Raw genomic sequence first — 19,056 nt, 5'->3', positions numbered from 1 at the left:
TTTTTTATGAAGAAAGCTTTACTTCTCTCCACAATGAGTACATTGTTATGCATTGCGGTGGCACATGCGCAGAATGTATTTGACCCGAATGACGCCCAGGTTCGTTGGAACTCGGGCAGTGCATTGGGAACCTCAACCAACCCTAACCCCAACATTGAAGGTTTGCAGAAATGGGTGAGCGTGGCATCGTCAGGTGTCAGCACCGGAAGCGGAAGCTTCAACGCTTCTGCATACAAGGCATACTTCATCAATGTCGGTGGAGCCAACGGACTTAAAATGTGTTTCCGTTTGAAGTTCCCTACCAGTTATACCAACCCGGACAGTGCCTCCAAGAAATATCCGGCGATGGTGTTCTTCCACGGTGCGGGTGAGCCTGGCTGTAATTCCAACGGTGGTCTTTATAACAACGAAAGACAACTGGTACACGGCGGTAAGTCATTTCTCGACAAAGTGAACAGCGGAAAGTTCGATGGCTTCCTGATCTATCCCCAGGTATATTCGGGAGCCAACTGCTGGTCCGACTGGGGTACTGCTCCTTACTCATACTATTATGACCTCGTGCTCCGCGTGGTGGACTCCCTGGTGAAATATGCTCGAGTGGATGTAGACAGATTACTTTCTACCGGTTTGTCCAACGGTGGCGCCGCTACCTGGTCTTTTGCCTGTGCTTATCCCCAGCGCGTAGCAAAAGTTGCTCCTTCAGCAGCAGGTAACGGAAACCAGAACTGGCAACAATTCATTCATATCCCGGTTTGGTTTGCAACCGGTGATAAAGACACCAACCCAAATATTGGTTACGCTACTTCTTCATATAATATCAATAAACTGAACGGTGGCGATATCCGCTGGACCCGCTACGCTAATCTCGGTCACTCCGTATGGGACCCACACTGGGCTGAACCTGATTTCGTTCCGTGGATGAATGATCTGCATAAAGCCAATCCGCTGGTGTTCTTCCAGCGAAGCGATTTTTGTCCGGACTCGGCTATCAATACCAAACTGGGTATTACGCCGGGCTTTGCTTCATATGAGTGGGAAAAAGATGGCAACCTGATTGCCAAACGTGAGAACAATACCAATACTATTGTTAATGGTTCTTCTATCATCTCTTATGAAGGAAACAATATCACAGTAAAATCTTTTGGTGTTTACCGCGTTCGTTTCAGACGCACTGCAACAGGCCCCTGGTCTGCGTGGAGCCCCAAGCCTGCTGTGATTGCTCCAAAACCTGTTACGCAAACTCCGAACATCAGCATACTCGGATTGAAGAGCAATGTGCTGCCTGCTCCTGATGGCAGCAATACCACCACGCTTCAACAACCTGATGGTTACTTCGGTTATCAGTGGTTCAATGCTTCCAATAACCAGCAGATCGGCACCAGCCGCACTATCAACGTGCCTTCCGGTTCCTATTATGCGAAAGTGGTGGAAGAGTTTGGTTGCGGAACATTGCCTTCTCCCAATTTCAAAGTGATCGCTTCCGGCGGCAGTCCCAAACCCGACCCTGCCAAGAACCTCACTGCAGTGGCTACTTCACTCACAAGCATTCAGCTTGACTGGAGTGAGAACCCTAATGCAGGCCAGAATGAAACAGGCTATGAAATTTACAGGAGCCAGACAGAAGGCGGACCTTATACGCTTCTGCACATTACCGGTCCGGATGTGCTCTCTTACCTGGATCAGGGACTGACTTCGAATACAACCTATTATTATATCGTACGTGCTGTGAGCGCATTTGGCGCAGCAGTTGTTTCCAATGAAGCGGGTGTAGCCACAGAGCTGGACGCCATCGCACCAACAGCTCCTTCTGCATTTACCGTACAGGCCACTGCTACCAATTATGCATACCTGAAATGGACTGCTTCTTCGGATAACGTAGGTGTAACAAAATATGAGATCTATCTCAATGGTGCAAAATCTTACACTACCAACAGCACATCGTTTACACTGAGCAACCTGGACAGCAATGTTACCTATACCATCTATGTGAAAGCGCTCGATGCTGCAGGCAACGTTTCAGCTCCGAGCAACCAGGTAACTGCTTCCACAGCTTACTCGGCTAATGGTCTCAGTTATAAATATTTTGAAGGAACCGGCTGGACATCCCTGCCTAATTTCAATTTCACAAATATTGTGAAAACCGGTATCAGCAATGGTTCTACCGTATTGAACATTTCAGGCATCCAAAACAGAACAGATAATTATGGTATCCTTTTCGAGGGCTATATCAAGGTACCAACATCTGCTACCTATACTTTCAGTCTTACCGCCAATGATGGCGCCAACCTCTACGTAGGTAGTCCTTATGGTACTGCAGAAGTGATCAACCATGATGGTAATCACAGCGCAACTGCTAAAACAGGATCAATCTACCTGGCTGCCGGCGTGCATCCTATCGCAATTGCATATTATCACAATACCGGTTCAGGTCAGGCGCTGAGCCTCACCTGGAGGAACAACGCAGGTCTCAGCGAACAAAACGTTCCGCTGTCTGCTTACTTCAGCAACTATGCTGTATCAGGTACTGCTCCTGCAGCTCCGTCCAATCTGAAAGCAACCGGCATTGCACATAATAAGATGCAGCTGAACTGGACAGACAACAGCAACAACGAAACCGGATTTGAAGTGGTTCGTTCACCCGCCCTCAACGGAACTTATGTGCCTGTTGCTACTGTTGCAGGAACCAGCTATATTGATTCCAACCTCACTTCCAATACTGTATATTATTATAAGGTAAGAGCTGTTGGCGCCGGTGGTGAATCCGCCTATACAAATACCTACACTGAAGCCAACTGGCTGGTGAATGGTAATGGCGACAATGCTTCTGGTGGTTCAACACGCAACCTCACTTATAATGGTACCATTACGTACAACACTACCGATAAGAAAGAGGGCAGTTCTTCACTGAACTTCAATGGCACCAATAACTATGCAACTGTGAACAACAGTGCTTCCGCTGCATTCCCGAGCGAAGGCAGTTATTCACAGCGTACTGTTGCCATGTGGATCAGGCCAACTTCTGCCAGTTACAATAACCGTGTGATCTTCGACTTCGGTAACTCCAGCAATGGTCTTGGTCTCCGCTTCAACGGAACCAGCCTGCAATATGGTGTTGCCAGCAGCGCGGGAACACGTACAACGCAATCACTTGCCAACTTCGCCAGCAATGCGAACTGGCTTGGTACCAATAACTGGAACCATGTGGCTGTTGTGTACAGAGAGAATACACTGCGCCTGTTCCTGAATGGCGTGGAAGTGAGCAGCATCACCAACCTGAATTTCACCAGTGTGTCAGGTACTGCAAACAACGCTTCAAGACTGGGTTATTCAGGTACCAACAATTCTGATGCTGTGTTCAACAGTGCTGCAACCTCCAGTGATTATTTTGTTGGTCAGATGGACCAGATCTTCGTGATCAATACTGCATTAACAGCACCTGGTATCCAATCCATCATGAATGGCTCTTATGGTCCTTCCTGGGATACTACCCTGGTGGCTCCTTCAGCGCCGCTTGCTCCAACAGGACTGGCAGCGCAACTGTTGCCTGGCAACAATGTGAAGCTTACCTGGAATGATCAGTCTTCAGATGAAACAGGATTTGAAGTGTGGCGCTCACTGGGTAACACCAATAACTTCCGCCTTGTGGCGAATGTTGATGGCGGTGCAGGCGCTACCAAAACATATACAGACTCATCACTCTTTGCCAACGTAACCTATTATTACAGGGTACGTGCAAAAGGAGTTGTTTCTCCTTCTGCTTACAGCAACAATACCTTCGCCACTACGGTGAACTCAGTTCCCGTGATCCAGGGCGTGATGGACTTCTCTATGACTTATGGTACTTCGCGCACCATAACATTGAATGCTACAGATACCGATGGCGATCCGCTGGTATTCACTGCCCAGCCGCTGCCTTACTTTGCGCAGATCCAGAACCTGAGCAATGGTGTAGCCAATATGGTATTCAATCCGTCTATGGCTGATCAGGGTGCATACACTATTAAGGTGATCGTATCGGACGGCTTCAACGGATTTGATACTACCGCCTTCTCGATCCTGGTGAACTCCAACAGTCTGCCTGTGATCAACCCTGTGAACAATGTGATCATGAACGAAGGCGCTTCTCCGGTGAAACTCCACCTGGTATCCAATGATGATGATGGTAACGACTACCTCGTTTGGTATTCCAACAACCTGCCATCATTTGCCACACTGGTAGACAGTGGTAACGGCCGCGCTTCCATCACATTCGCGCCAAGCTACAATGCTTCAGGCGTATACAATATCACATTGATCTCTGACGACAGCTATGGCGCATGGAGCAGCAAAGACATCACTGTAACGGTGAATGAGCTGGATCCGAACGACAAGATCCAGATCAATATGATGAACTACAACGGATACGTTGCACTGTGGAATGATGTGGATGCAAAGAGCAGCAACTTCAATGTGAGCGGTCTCCGCAATATCAAGAATGAAGTAACCACCGTTGGTATCCAGCGCATGAACGCCAATAGCAACAACAGGACTGGTGGCGACGGTTACAACAGCGGCAACAATTCCGGTGTATTCCCGGACAATGTAATGCGCGATTATCTCGGATGGGGTGGTAATGATGGCGATGATACACTCAGACTGCGTGTATATGGCCTTGACAATAACAGGAAGTACAACTTCGTATTCTATGCAAGCAATACATGCCCATGGTGTCAGTTCACAGTGAACAGCACTACTACCTATAAGATCGGTAACGAGACCGCACAGATCAAATTCTGGAACAACCAGAACGTGACCGATACTATCTATCAGGTACAACCGAGCCCAACTGGTGAAGTTATCATCACCATGATCGGAGACGCTGCCACCAACCTCGGCGGTTACCTCAACGCACTGGTTGTAGAAGCTGCATTCGACGATGGTACTACTCCTGTGAAGCCGCTCAACCTCGCAGCCCAGGATATTGCCAACACCGGTGTGAAACTCACATGGGAAGACAAAGCTTACAATGAGCAGAACTATAAGGTATATCGTGCAGGCGCCAAAGCTGGTCCTTACACCCTGCTGAACCCCGGCGCCAATAATGTGGATGCAACAGAATACACAGATCTCACTACACAGCCATACAATAACTACTATTATTATATAGTTGGTTCCAACAAGCATGGCGACGGCACAACCAGCGATACCATTCATATCGCTACTGCCAACAACAAACCTGTGCTGGCAGGACTGGCTGATATCTTCGCCAAGACAGATGCTACTGTGAATGAAGACTTCACTGTAACGGACAATCCTGGTGATGTGGTAACGGTGTCTGTACTGAACAAGCCAGGATTCATTGCCCTGCAACAACTGGGCGCTAACAGTTACCGTCTGGTGGCTTCGCCCACTGCCGATAATATCGGATTCTCTTCCATCACTATCCGTGCGGAAGACGATAAGGGCGGCATAACCACTCAATCCATCAATGTGGGTGTGGCTGATAAGAATACAAGATCATTCTATATCAACCTGGGTCAATCTTCAACACCGGCTCCTGCTCCATGGACGAATATGGACGGATGGGCTAACCCGGGATCCAACAGGACCAACCTGCGTGATGAGAACAATGTGGCTTCTACCATCAGTATTACAACAGTAGACGGATGGGGCGATGTGAACCGCAATGGTCACAGAACCGGAAACAATACCGGAGTCTTCCCTGATTCAGTACTGGCAAGCGGTATCATCGATGCCGGTTCAGGTCCGAAGACCATCAGGTTCGCTGGCCTGGATCAGACCAAACGTTACAACCTTGTATTTGTGGGCAGCATCAACGAAGGTTCAGATGCAACCAACAGGTATGTTGTAGTGGGTGGCACTGTTAGTGATACATTGCAGGCAAGGAACAATACCAATCAGTCAGCTAACCTCAATGGTCTTACACCGAATGCTCAGAACACAATAGATGTGCAGGTGTCCAAGATCGGATCTGCAGCTTACATGGTACTGAATGGTATCCAGATCGAAGAATACTCACCGGCACTGGCTCCGATGGGACCTACTAACCTCTATGCAGAACCGGTGGACCGCAATACTGTTGACCTCAGCTGGTCAGACAGGCTGAGTAACGAGAATGTAGCAGACGGATTTGAACTGCAACGCGCAACCGATTCACTGTTCACAATGAACCTGAATTCAGTATCACTGGGGGCCAATACAACTACCCGCAGGGTTACCGGTCTGAATCCGAACACCAGATACTGGTTCCGCGTAAGAGCCAAAGTTGGAGCAACCTTCACTGATTTCAGTAATCGTGCGAAGACTGTTACACCACAATCACTGGTGTACCTGAACTTCAACTTCTCTACGGCGAATGCAGGATTCCCATGGAATAATACCGGCGAAACGCCAAACCTGCCAACAGACTTCAATAACCTGAAGAACCAGAGCGGACAACCGAGCGGAATGACTATCTCTATCGTTAATCCGTTCAACGGAGAGAACGTGGCAGGTATCAATACCGGCAACAACTCAGGTATAGCACCGGATGCAGTACTGCAAAGCTGCTACTGGCTGGATAATACACAGGTATCTACTCTGAAGGTGAGCGGCCTGAACCAGAACAAGCGTTATCGCTTCGGATTCATCGGAAGCATGGGAGACCAGGGTTGGTTCTACGGCAACTATACTGCCACCTACACCATCAACGGAAGGTCAGTATACCTCAACTCATGGCTGAACAAAACCAAATTCGTGTACATCGGCAATGTTCAACCTGATGCGAATGGTGAAGTGTTCATAGACTTCTCTACCACACAGGAAGGCGTATGGGGCTTCAACTCAGGTATGATAGTGGAAGCATATGATGATGTGATCGGTGGAGCAGTGCCCAATATGGTTGTGACAGGAAATCCTGATCAGCCTGCAGGAGCTGTAACCGAGGACAAGGCGGCACTGCAACCTTTGGCCGATAATGTTCAGCTGGCGGATAAAATTGCCATCAAGGCTTATCCGAATCCGTTCAATGACTTTATCAGCATCGATTTCAATAATGCAGTGGCTTCCAACCAGGTGAGAGTGGATATGTACGATATGAGCGGCAGACTGGTTTACAGACGTGCTTACGGTCAAATGCCGGCAGGAATGAATACCCTTCGTATCAATACCAATGAAGGCTCGCTTGGAACAGGCATTTACATGGTGACCCTGGTGGTTAACGGTAAACCTGTTGCGGCAACCAAGATGTTGAGAGCAGAAAAGAAATAACAGTTCTATCCAGAAGAATGAGGTGTCAGAAGAAAGTGGCACCTCGTTCTTCTTTGTTTGTTCATAGAGATTCGCAGCGTACCTTTTTCACTGAAACACAAAAATGAAACTTTCATGGATCTGATGTACTTATGGCATTCACTGCTACGCAAGAAGTGGGTCATCGCTTTTTGCACATTGATCGGATTACTGGCAGGGTTTGCTTTTACATTGACACAGAAAAAATCTTATCTCTCCGTATCCCAGTACTCGACGGGATTTACAATGGCTCAGAAAGTGAGGATCAAAGATGATGGCAACCTCAACATCTTTGAGATCGATCTTCGATTCAACAACGTATTCGAAACCTTCCGCTCTCCGAAGGTAATGGGCATGCTGTCTTACAAGCTGCTTCTGCATGATCTCGAAGATGCTCATCCTTTCCGCGTACTCACAGAAGAGCAAAAATCGCAGGATGTTTACAAAGTGGTGAATTTTGAGAATGCCAAATCCATCCTCCGCAGCAGGATCGCAGACATGAGCATTATCTCTGCTTACGACCCGGAAGAAAAAAAGATCTATGACCTTATTCTTCTTTATGGGTATAACGATCAGGCCCTCAACAATAAGATCGCATTCAGCCGCATACAGAGTACAGACTTCATCAATATCGCCTATACATCGGAGAATCCGCTGCTTTCAGCGTATGTGGTGAACACCATCGGCGAGCAGTTCATTCGTTTCTTCAATAATATTTATGGTACCCGTGCACAGGAGTCAACGGCCAAGCTCGACAGTCTCACCAGTTCCAAGAAAAGGGAAGTGGATGATCTCACTGCCAGGCTCCGCGATTTCCGCGCAAGGATCGGAACGCCCAATGTGGCAGACCGTGCATCGGCAGCGATGGGTGTGGTACAGGAAATGACTTCCAATTTCCAGCAGGAAATGGCCAAGCTCAATAATCTTCGCGGTGAACTGACGGCCGTGGAAACACAGCTCCGTTCATTTGTTTCAGGTGGCAGCGCTCCGGTGGTGAACAACAATGCGGAATATCTCCGGCTCAAAAGAGAAAATGAAAACCTGGAATTGCAGAAAGGCGGTAAGTCTGATGATGAAGTGAAAACGATCCAGACACAGATCGACGCCAATGTGCGCAAGATGCAATCCGTAGCGCCTACTGCCAGTGGCAGCCGCGAAAGGGCCGCAGAAAAATCTGCCGTTCGCCAGTCTGAGCTGGTAGATAGAAAAGTGGAATTGCAACAAAAAATACTTGCAGCAGAGCAGAATGTGAGATTGTTCAGTGCACAGAAAGCACAATATGAAGCCATGACCACTACCGGTGGAGGTGAAGAAGTGATCCTGAAAGCGAAAGAGGAAGAGCTCCGCATCGCATCACAGGAATATGAAGCGCTGAAGAAAAGCCTGCAGGCCTCCCTGGACCTGGATGTGAACCCCGAGAACAATTTTAAACAAACGATGGTAGGTCAGCCTGCTTACCGCGCAGAGCCTGCACGCCGCACTATTATCATGGGCATGAGCGGGATCCTCATTTTCTTCCTTTCCTCTATCGTATTGCTGGGCCTCGAGTTCCTCGATAGTTCTTTCAAAACACCTTCCATCTTTACGCGCGTCACCAAATTGAAACTGCTGAGCTCGCTCAACAGGATCGATCTCAAAAAGAGAGCGCTGAAAGACCATCTCAACTTTGACGGAGATCCCAACCGCAAGGATGAGGACAATCTCTTTGTGGAAAACCTTCGCAAGCTGAGATATGAAATGGAAAGAAGTGGAAAGAAAATATTCCTTGTTACCAGCACACAGTCCAGACAGGGAAAAACAACCGTGATCGAGGCGCTTGCCCATAGCCTCAGCATTACGAAGAAAAAAGTATTGCTGATAGATGCCAACTTCAGCAATAATGCACTTACCAGGATGTTTGAAGCCAAGCCTGCGCTCACTCAGTTCAGTGTGGGAGAGAAAGATGCAGCCGTGGAGAAATTCCTGGGCATTACCAGCATGACCCCCATTCCGCATACCGATCTGATCGGTTGTCCGGAAGGTAACCATACACCCTCCGAAGTGCTTCCAAAGAACAACCTGCTGGATAATATCGGCAAGGTTGCAGAACGTTACGATTTCGTAATCATTGAAGGTGCTTCACTCAATGAGCATGCAGACAGTAAAGAGCTGGCCCGCTACGCGGAAGCCATCATCGCAGTGTTTGATGCCAAATCCGTACTTAAGCAAACTGATAAGGACTCCATAGAATATTTAAGAAGCACAGAAGGAAAATTCATTGGAACGGTTCTGAACAATGTTGAGCCTGATAATATGGAGTTGTAATTGTTAATCCATAAACCTGTTCTATCGTGATCAATTCTCTGTTTAATGCTGAAAAGATCCTTGGTCGCAGCCGTAACCCATGGATGGATTATGCGAAGGGTATCTGTATTCTGATGCCGGTGTACAGACATACATTTGAGGGCATTGCCAATGTGGGAGTGGGATCTTACAGCTATCCGGGCATCCGTATCGTGGACGTGTTCACAATGGGGTTCCGTATGCCACTGTTCTTCATGATCGCCGGCGCATTCTTTGCCGTTACCCTTTTCAAAAAAGGGATCGGCGATTTCCTGAATGCAAAATTCAAAACAGTGATGTACCCGCTGCTTCTTTGGGGTGGCCTGCAGATCACGCTTCAGATGTTATTTGCAGGGGTGGGAGTGAATGCCAACCGTACGCCATTCGATTACCTGAACCTTATTCTCGATCCGCGCAAGCTGGAACAGTTCTGGTACCTGAATGCGCTGTTCTTTGTGAGCCTGATCTACGCCCTTACCACCTGGTATGCGAAGTTCACTTCCAAACATCAGCTGGTATTGGGAGTAGTGCTTTACTGCATCGCAACTTACTGTCATAAACAAAATATCCATATAGGTTTCTTAAGCGGCGTTACCTTCTACTACCTGTTCTTTGCAGTAGGGGACGCATTGCACAATATTGTGCTGGATGAAAAGCATCATAAATGGTTATCATCTTTCAAAACCACTTTTATCATCCTGCCCATATTTGCCGCAGTTGAATGGTATTGTACAAAGCTGAACCTGGCCCATCCTGAAGAGTTCGATTTTTATGTGCAGCACCAGCGTCAGGATATATTCTTCTTCTCCGCCATCATTGGCGGTCTGTTCATGATACACCTGTCGTTCATGCTGCAGCGTTTCAATGTACTGAGATGGTTGAGGGTGGTTGGTTATCATGCATTGTACATCTATGTGGCGCACCTGATGGTAACAGCCGGGCTGAGAATCGTGTTTGTGCGTTACCTGCATATCGAGAGCATTCCGTTATTGCAGTTCACCATCTGGCCACTGGGAGTGATCATCCCGATGATCATGTTCAATGTTTCCAAGAAACTGGGCTTTGTATGGATATTCACTTTAAAGGATGAAGATGCGGCGAAGAAGAAATCGCAGGCATCCACACAGTATTTCACGAGAGAAGTTGTTGTACCGAAGGAAAATTTAAATAAATGATCATGGAAAAGGAGAATCAAAATCCTTACAAGACATTTGAGTTGATCAGTACCTTATTCGCCATTGTGTTCTGTCTTGGCATGTTCGTTAAATTCCTGTTCTTCTGATAAACATGGAAAAGAACCTGTTCAATAGAACGAAGGGCGCGTTGACGGAAACCCTGCGCTACCACCTGGTGACCAAAAAGCTGAATACCCCGCTGGGATTCGGTTTGATGGGACTGGTAGCCATACTCATGAGTTATATCACCGTAGTGGTGGATATAAAGCTGAGTGTGATGATCGTGGGTTTGCTGGGTGTGTTGTTGTTGTGCGGACTCTGTATCGTTTATCCATTGTTCGGTTTCTATGCAGCCTACGCCACTACCTTGTTCATGATGATGCCGGCGCGGCTGAGCAATTCCGCCACGCCGATACCTACCGGCCTGATACCTGAATATCTCGCTTACCTGGCCATGCTGGGAGTGCTCACCAAGCAGCAGTTGAGAAAAGAGATCAATACGAAGTTCTGGACCAATGCGATCTCTGTCTGGATGCTGGTGCTGGTTGGCTTCTACATCATTCAGCTGGGCAATCCATCCGGAAAGAGCGTGTTCGGCTGGTTCAATTTCTTCAGAAAGCAGGTGAGCTTTGTAGCTTTTTTCTATATCAGTTACTGTTTCCTCAATTCAAGAAAGATGATTGTTCAGTTCACCTGGTTCTGGGTTGTACTGAGCACCATCAATGCGTTGCATGCCTGCCAGCAGCAATGGCTTGGCTTTGCACACTATGAGCAGGTGTGGCTGATGGCGGATGAAAAAAGATATGCGCTCTTTGTGAACTTCGGTTTCATCAGGAGGTTCGGATTATTGTCGGACCCCGCGGCGGCAGGTATCCTGTATTCCTGTTCCTGTGTGATGATGATTGTACTGGCATTGCGCGCTACCAAAACCTGGCAGAAGGTATTGTTCTGGGTATTGACCGCCATTCATTTCATGGCATCCAGCTATACCGGCACCCGTACAGGTACATTGATGATCGTAGCTGGTATGGTGTTCTACGTGGTGCTGAATCTGTACGAGAAAAAGACAATGCTGTTTGCCGGTGTATTCGGGTTCATGATCATCGGACTGCTGGTGGCGCCGATCTACGACAATATGATCATTAATCGCCTCCGGTCTACGTTTGAAGGATCGAAAGATCCGTCAGCCATGGCGAGGGACATGAACCGTAAGATCGTGCAGCCTTACGCCTACAGACACCCGATAGGAGGCGGTCTCAACTCTTCCGGAAATATGGGACAGTTCTACCATCCCGGCCATCCGATGAGCATCATTCCGCCTGATAGCGGCTTCATGCAAACCATGATGGAACAGGGACCGATCGGACTGGGATTGCTGCTGCTCTTTTACTTTGCGATCCTGCGAACGGGTATCAGGAGTTATTACCGCCTGCGCGATCCCGAGCTCAAGGCCTTGCATCTATGCCATTTTGTTTCCATCTTTACGCTGATGGTGGCGCAATTCTCGCAGCTGGCCATCGGCCAATATCCCAGTGTACTATACTTTTATTCAGTGCTGGCATTGCTGATCAAGATGCCGCAATATGATGATAATGCTTATCCATCTCAAACCGCAGAAGAAAAAACATAGATCATGATGAAATCACTAATAGCCGCCGTTTTTATGCTGGCTGCGATGAATGCCATCGCTCAAAACCCCGCCGGGAGAAATGCTTCAACCTATCATTCCAACCTGGACACTGTAAGACCGGTAGACATCAGGGAAAGACTGGTTCAGCTTGCATTGCAGAACCCCAATTATGAGATCGCCGATAGAAAAGTGACCATCGCCGAAAGGAATCTCAAGAAAGCAAAAGGGTCCTGGCTCAATGCTTTTGCTGCTTCCGGTAACCTGAACGAGCTTTCCATCAAGGACCTGGGCAATAGTGGTAGCTCCAATCCGAATAATCTCAACGGTGGTTTGTTCTTTCCCAGGTACAATTTCAGTCTCACGCTTCCTTTCGATTTCTTCTCTGCAAGAAGCAATGATGTGAAAGTGGCCCGCGAGAATATTTATATCGCGGAAGCTGAAAAAAATCAGCGCTACCGCACCATTCGTCGTGACGTGCTCAGCGCCTATGAAGATTACCTGATGCATAAGGAAAAATATGACCTGCAGGTACGCATCACGCAGGGCGAATACACAGAATACAAACTGGCTGAGAAGGATTTTGCCGATGGCACCATCACTGCAGAAGCTTTCAAAACAGTAGAGACAGCCTATTACAACCAACTGATCACGAGAGCTGAGATGCTGAGGAATTTCAATGTATCGAAATATGAACTGGAGCTGCAGATCGGCGTGAATATCGATGATGTGCTTCCAAGAAAATAAACCGTCCTGTCCATGAGCCAGTCAATATCTGCCATCACTCCTTTAACGTCGCCGGCGCCTGCCCAGGCCAAAGCGCGTGTGTTCTTCCCGAACCTCGACGGGTTGAGGTTCCTGTCGTTTTTTGTAGTGTTCCTTTTTCACTGGTACATGACTACTTATCCCTATATCAACGGAACAAATCCGAATGCTTCCGAAGGGATCCGTTTTCTTTTCCAGTATGGCTCACTGGGCGTGAATTTCTTCTTCGTGTTGAGTGGATTCCTGATCACTTACCTGCTGATCCGCGAACGTGAGCTCACCGGTACTATTCATGTGGGTAATTTCTATGTGAGAAGGATACTGCGTATCTGGCCTCTGTATTATCTCTGCCTGGCCATCGCATTCATTCTCTTCCCGATGTTGAAACAGATGGGAGGGGAAGCATATGTGGAAAGGGTAGATCCCTGGTACTATGTGATATTTGCTGCGAACTTTGAATACATGCGCATCTGGCCGGAGCATCCTGAGGCTGTACTGGTTTCAGTGTTATGGTCCGTTGCCGTGGAAGAACAGTTCTATCTCACCTGGCCATTGATTCTTCGTATTGTGCCGATGAGATTTTACAAGTATGTGTTCCTGCTTATCATGTTGGGCTCCCTGATCTTCAGGAGTTTTTATACAGCAGATAACGATCATGATTATGCGGTCAGGTATTTTCACACTTTCTCCGTGATCGGAGATATGGCCCTGGGCGGGCTGCTGGCCTGGCTCTGTTCCTTCCCCAACAAATTCCTGAGCTGGGTCACCAATATGCGGAAACCTGTAATAGCATTGATTTACGTGGGAGCTGTGTTGCTGAGCCTTTTCAAGAGTCATATTTTTCCTGCCGGTATCCCCATTATTTTTGAGCGCCTGGTGATCGGGCTTTTCTTTGGAATGATCATCCTGGAGCAGAATTATGCTGTGAACAGCTTCTTCAAACTGGGCAGGTGGAAGCTGATCACAAAATTAGGTACATATACTTACGGATTATACTGTCTTCATTTATTAGCGATCTATATTTCCACGAAAGTGGTGCTGAAACTCGGACTGGACCAGCGTATGCTCGGAACGGCATTTGCGCAGGCGATCATCGCATTGCCACTTTCCATCGGTATCAGTATCGCTTCCTACCACCTTTTTGAGAAATGGTTCCTGCAATTAAAAGACCGATTTGCTTTTATTACTAAATAATGCGCATTAACTTGCAGTCACCCCTCAAACCAATGTTCTATACCTGAGTTAGCTTAGCCCTGAATATAGTAGTTGTCAGAAACCAGCCTGAGAAATTGTGAGTAGTGATTCATGAAACTTATGTAAAAAATGAAGCATCCGAAAATTCCGGAGCAGCTACTTGTATTTGCCGGATCCTTATTATTGTTCCTCGTAACACTGGCCGCCAATTTCTCAGGGCCGCATGATTCCATTGGCTATCTCAACGGTATTATCAAAGGCGGTGAAAACCTGAGCCATCCGCATCACCTTTTATATCATTATGCTGCCTGGTACTGGTTGCAATTCACACAGGCTATCTTTCCGGGCATCAAAGATTATTACCTGGTGGAAGCATTTACGGCAGTGTGCGGCAGTGTTAGTATGGCTATCGTGTACAGTTTTTTCCGCTGGCGTTTCAACTGGAAGCCATGGCCTTCCGTAGTGTTCTCTTCCGTGATCGCGTTCTCTTATGGCATGTGGTTCTACAGTGCTAACATCGAGGTATATGCGCCGGCGATGATGTTCCTGCTGGCATCCTTATACAAACTCACTTCACCTTCTTTCTCCAAGAAAGACCTTTGGTTAGTTGCAGTGCTGCACTGCCTCGCCACTTTGTTCCACCAGTTGCATATCCTGTTTGCTGTAGTGATCATTTACATTCTTTGGACCCGTCGGCAACAACTCGCATTCATGCCTTCCTTCATTACTTACGCTGTAACCGGACTGATCCTGGTAGGCGGCACTTATTTCTTAATGGGATGGGTAGTGGCCGGACAGGATTCGCTGGAGCAATGGACCGGTTGGATGCAAGGCTATACCAAACATCATGATTACTGGCAGGCGCCCGGCGTAAAAACTCCTTTCTATGTATTCACCGGTTTCACGCATGCTTTTGTGGGCGGACATTTCGTGTTCAGGCTGCCAGGCATAGACAGTTATTTCGAGAAGCTGCAGTCAGTTCATTCCCTTCACGATGAAATATTCCTGGCCCGTCATATCAGCCAGGGAACAGCCATTCTGCTTTCCCTGCTCACGCTCTTACTGGCCGTGACGATGCTCATATTGATTGTCCGCTTCATCAGAAAATACAAGACCATCCGCAAAACCTGGCCATCAGTGATCCCGCCACTTGTAGTCTGCGGCGCTGTGTACTCCGCATTCTTCTGCGTATGGATGCCGGAGATCCTCGAATTCTGGATCTTTCAGACGGTCTTGCTCTGGTTATTGTTATTGGGCACTTTGTCCATTACCGGTTTTCCTTTCGGTCTTCGCAATACCACTGTAGGATTGATCTGCAGCATCACACTATTTGTTGTGAACTATTTCGGAAGTATCCGATGGTTGCAGGACCTGGGCCACGACTGGTATTATCTCAAAGTGCGTCCTATAGAAAATACCGTAAAAGAGAACGATGTTGTATTGCTGCAACAAGGCTGGATCTTAAAAGACTTTCTTGAATACTTCACCAGGTCCAATGTTACGGAAGTGCCTGCCAATCCGCAACTCAGGCCTGCGGTGGACAGCATTATCACCAGCAGTTTTCAAAAAGGGGGAAGGCTTTTCCTTTATCCCGATGTCAACAGCATGAGTGCGCGTCCTGAAACTCCTTATGTGGATTCCCTGATGCAGCTGTATTCAAAAAATATCTTTCTTCTTCATCCCAATGACCCTGAAATATTGATCATCAAGCCTGCCACCGATACAACAGCATTGCCTCAAAACGCAGCCGCGGATAAAACGCCATAACACATAATCAGCACATTCTCCAGTTACACCTCCAGCGGAATGAGCCGGAGGTATGCTGTATGCGGGCCTTCAAAACATAAGCGCAGAAGCTGCATCAGCGCTACGGTCCCATCTCTCCAAACAAACGTTCATATTCATTCTCCCGCGACGGTATGTTTTACAGCCCGCATACAGCATACCCCGGCGAGCATAAAAAAACCGGTATTATTTGCCGCTTTTAACCGATTTTTGAGTCCGTTTTTCAATAAACAGCATTATTGACCAAATTTTAACCACCCCAGGAAAAAAATGGAGACTGTGGCAATTAAAGGAACCCTGACTGCAACGCATATCGATGCATTCCGGCAGATCGTTGGAGAGCAATATGTGTTGCTGGATGAAGAATCGCTCAACAATTACGGGCATGATGAAACCGAACACCTGCTCTTCCCCCCCGAAGTTGTATTGAGACCAAGAACAGCTGAAGAGATTTCAGCAGTGATGAAGATCTGTAACAAAGACCGTATTCCTGTTACGCCCCGTGGCGCAGGTACAGGCCTTAGTGGTGGTGCGCTGCCAAATCTCGGTGGTGTGCTGATCTCTACTGACCGCATGAATTCCATTGTTCATATCGATGAAAGGAATTTGCAGGTGATCACAGAACCTGGTGTGATCACGGAAGTGTTGCAGAATGCAGTGAAAGAAAAAGGGCTCTTCTATCCTCCTGATCCCAGTAGCCGCGGGTCCTGTTTCATTGGTGGTAATATTGCAGAGAACAGTGGTGGTCCCAAAGCCGTGAAATATGGTGTGGTAAAGGATTACGTACTGAACCTTGAACTGGTGCTGCCAACCGGAGAGATCATCTGGACCGGCGCCAATGTGCTGAAGAATTCTACCGGTTACAACCTCACGCAATTGGTAGTTGGTAGCGAAGGCACACTGGGCATTGTTACCAAGATCGTTTTGAAGCTGATCCCTCTTCCTAAATATGATCTGCTGATGCTGGTGCCTTTCCAGAGCCTTGAAAAAGCAGGTGAAGCAGTGAGCGCTATCTTCCGTGCGGGCTTCACGCCTTCTGCATTGGAGCTGGTGGAGATCGATGCATTGAAGATCGTGAGTAAATTTGTAGACAGCGCTGTAGTACCTGTAACTGATGATACTGCTGCGCATCTCATCATTGAAGTGGATGGCAACCATCTGGATACCCTCATGGTGGAGATGGAGGCAATTAGCACGCTCTTAACAGAATATGAGGCAGGTGAAGTGTATTTTGCGGATGACGCACAACAGAAAGCGGAACTCTGGAAACTCCGCCGGAGAACAGCCGAAGCTGTAAAAGTGGATGGCTATACAGTGGAAGAAGATACCGTGGTGCCCAGAGCAGAGCTGCCCGGATTGATCCGTGGCGTAAAAGCGCTGGGGATAGAATACGGATTCAAAGCTGTTTGTTACGGACATGCCGGTGATGGTAACCTGCATATCCGCATCAAGAAAGAAGGTGTTGCCAACAGCGCTGATGATCCGCAGCTGATAGCCGGTATCAAAGCATTGTTTGCCCTGGTGCATAAACTGGGGGGAACTATCAGTGGCGAGCACGGTATTGGTCTGATCCAGAAGAATTATATCGATATTGTGTTCAATGAAACGCAACTGCAACTGATGCGCGGCATCAAGAAAACCTTCGATCCTAATAATATCCTGAACGCAGGAAAGATTTTCGACCTGTAGTTCAGCCCGGCGCTTACACTCAACTACATCAATATGGCAATGAAGCATTTTGCATTGGCTGCCTTTTTATTGTTTGGCACACTGGCTGTAAAGGCACAGCAACGGCCGGTGGAAGAACCTCCTGCTCAGAAAGGTTTCAACAGGGATAACCTTTTCTTCGGAGGCAACTTCGGTTTGAGCTTTGGCGATTATACATTGGTGAATGTGTCTCCGCAGATCGGATATCGTTTCAACAGGTATCTCGCTGCTGGTGGTGGTGTGAATTTCCTCTACTCCAGCTACAAGCGCAGATACAATGTAGGCGCGGATTACAAGGAGACGTACGGAAATGCCGGCTTGAATATTTTCGGAAGGGTTTATCCGATCGATTACATCCTGTTGCAATTGCAACCTGAAGCAAACTATGTTTGGGGTAAGATAAAGTATACCGATGGAACGCAGGCCAAACTTGATCCGCAGGTAGTGCCTTCTTTGTTAGGTGGCGCCGGCGCTGTGATCCCAACCGGAGGCAGGGGTTCCTTTGTTGCGATGGTGCAGTACGATCTTTTGCAGAATGATCGTTCGCCTTATCAGAACAGGGCCTTCTATACATTCGGTTACAATGTAGGATTCTGATGATCCAAATGAATTGATGATAAACGAAAGCCCTGAATTGTTCAGGGCTTTTGCTTTTATGAGTTGTGAGATCTTATCCGATCTTGTTGAAGAGCTCAACTGGTGTATCACAAACGATGATCCTGTCTGTAACGCCTTCATAGAGGAAGCCATCTTTCTGCATTTGGTTCAGGTGTCCCAGCAGGTGTTTGTAAAATCCGTTGGAGTTGAGGATATAGATCTTTTTATCGTGGATCTTGAGTTGGTTCCAGGTCACCATTTCAAAAAGCTCGTCGAGGGTGCCGAATCCGCCGGGAAGGATGATAGCGGCGTCACAGAGATCGTACATCATCTTTTTGCGCGTATGCATGTCGGGTACGATGGCGAGCTCGGAAAGCGATTCGTGTTGTTGTTCCCAATCAACGAGGATCTTGGGCATTACGCCCATCACCTTGCCTTCATTGAGGAGAACTGCATTGGCTACAGTGCCCATCAGGCCTTTGTTTCCGCCTCCATACACGAGTTTGAGTCCAAGGATGGCGATGAATTTTCCTAATTCTGCCGCATGCTGGGCGTAAATGGGGTGTTGTCCGGGTTTAGATCCGCAGAAAACCGCTACAGATTCAATCTTCATATGGA

At 47.7% G+C, this 19,056-nt stretch carries 10 protein-coding genes; 9 read left to right on the top strand and 1 reads right to left on the bottom strand.

Annotated elements, in window-relative coordinates; translation table 11 throughout:
- Positions 1-6 precede the first annotated feature (6 nt).
- The 9 genes from FSB84_RS03320 (at position 7) to FSB84_RS03280 (ending at position 18,438) form a co-directional block, all read left to right on the top strand.
- Positions 7-7,248, top strand: a complete 7,242-nt coding sequence (locus tag FSB84_RS03320) for a fibronectin type III domain-containing protein (protein WP_130542912.1) — start codon at positions 7-9, stop codon at positions 7,246-7,248.
- Positions 7,249-7,362: 114 nt separating this feature from the next.
- Positions 7,363-9,570, top strand: a complete 2,208-nt coding sequence (locus tag FSB84_RS03315; protein WP_130542913.1) for a GumC family protein — start codon at positions 7,363-7,365, stop codon at positions 9,568-9,570.
- 26 nt (positions 9,571-9,596) lie between these two features.
- Positions 9,597-10,763, top strand: a complete 1,167-nt coding sequence (locus FSB84_RS03310; RefSeq protein ID WP_130542914.1) for an acyltransferase family protein — start codon at positions 9,597-9,599, stop codon at positions 10,761-10,763.
- Between the two features lie 112 nt (positions 10,764-10,875).
- The gene (locus FSB84_RS03305; protein WP_130542915.1) at positions 10,876-12,393 is read left to right on the top strand and encodes an O-antigen ligase family protein; all 1,518 of its coding nucleotides are present in this window, start codon (positions 10,876-10,878) and stop codon (positions 12,391-12,393) included.
- A gap of 3 nt (positions 12,394-12,396) precedes the next feature.
- Positions 12,397-13,137: a TolC family protein gene (locus FSB84_RS03300; protein WP_130542916.1), complete on the top strand. Its 741-nt coding sequence runs from the start codon at positions 12,397-12,399 to the stop codon at positions 13,135-13,137.
- Positions 13,138-13,149: 12 nt separating this feature from the next.
- A complete protein-coding gene (locus tag FSB84_RS03295) occupies positions 13,150-14,349 on the top strand; it encodes an acyltransferase family protein (protein WP_130542917.1) in 1,200 nt (399 codons plus the stop codon).
- 129 nt (positions 14,350-14,478) lie between these two features.
- Entirely contained in the window at positions 14,479-16,116 is a 1,638-nt protein-coding gene (locus FSB84_RS03290) for a glycosyltransferase family 39 protein (protein WP_130542918.1), read from the top strand.
- A 297-nt stretch (positions 16,117-16,413) separates the two neighbouring features.
- A complete protein-coding gene (locus tag FSB84_RS03285; protein WP_225979969.1) occupies positions 16,414-17,823 on the top strand; it encodes an FAD-binding oxidoreductase in 1,410 nt (469 codons plus the stop codon).
- Positions 17,824-17,856: 33 nt separating this feature from the next.
- The gene (locus FSB84_RS03280) at positions 17,857-18,438 is read left to right on the top strand and encodes a hypothetical protein (RefSeq protein ID WP_130542920.1); all 582 of its coding nucleotides are present in this window, start codon (positions 17,857-17,859) and stop codon (positions 18,436-18,438) included.
- Positions 18,439-18,511: 73 nt separating this feature from the next.
- On the opposite strand, the gene FSB84_RS03275 is transcribed toward FSB84_RS03280, so the two are convergent.
- Positions 18,512-19,051, bottom strand: coding sequence for an LOG family protein (locus FSB84_RS03275; protein ID WP_130542921.1), 540 nt, complete (start codon positions 19,049-19,051; stop codon positions 18,512-18,514).
- Positions 19,052-19,056 lie beyond the last annotated feature (5 nt).

The organism is Pseudobacter ginsenosidimutans (assembly GCF_007970185.1).
Classification (GTDB): Bacteria; Bacteroidota; Bacteroidia; order Chitinophagales; family Chitinophagaceae; genus Pseudobacter; species Pseudobacter ginsenosidimutans.
Note: the sequence above shows the minus strand (reverse complement) of the source record. Positions and strands in the feature narration are given on the sequence as shown.

Coding starts and splice junctions, on each gene's coding strand:
- FSB84_RS03320 (WP_130542912.1), top strand. CDS start 7: ATGAAGAAAGCTTTACTTCTCTCCACAATGAGTACATTGTTATGCATT.
- FSB84_RS03315 (WP_130542913.1), top strand. CDS start 7,363: ATGGATCTGATGTACTTATGGCATTCACTGCTACGCAAGAAGTGGGTC.
- FSB84_RS03305 (WP_130542915.1), top strand. CDS start 10,876: ATGGAAAAGAACCTGTTCAATAGAACGAAGGGCGCGTTGACGGAAACC.
- FSB84_RS03300 (WP_130542916.1), top strand. CDS start 12,397: ATGATGAAATCACTAATAGCCGCCGTTTTTATGCTGGCTGCGATGAAT.
- FSB84_RS03295 (WP_130542917.1), top strand. CDS start 13,150: ATGAGCCAGTCAATATCTGCCATCACTCCTTTAACGTCGCCGGCGCCT.
- FSB84_RS03290 (WP_130542918.1), top strand. CDS start 14,479: ATGAAGCATCCGAAAATTCCGGAGCAGCTACTTGTATTTGCCGGATCC.
- FSB84_RS03280 (WP_130542920.1), top strand. CDS start 17,857: ATGGCAATGAAGCATTTTGCATTGGCTGCCTTTTTATTGTTTGGCACA.
- FSB84_RS03275 (WP_130542921.1), bottom strand. CDS start 19,051: ATGAAGATTGAATCTGTAGCGGTTTTCTGCGGATCTAAACCCGGACAA.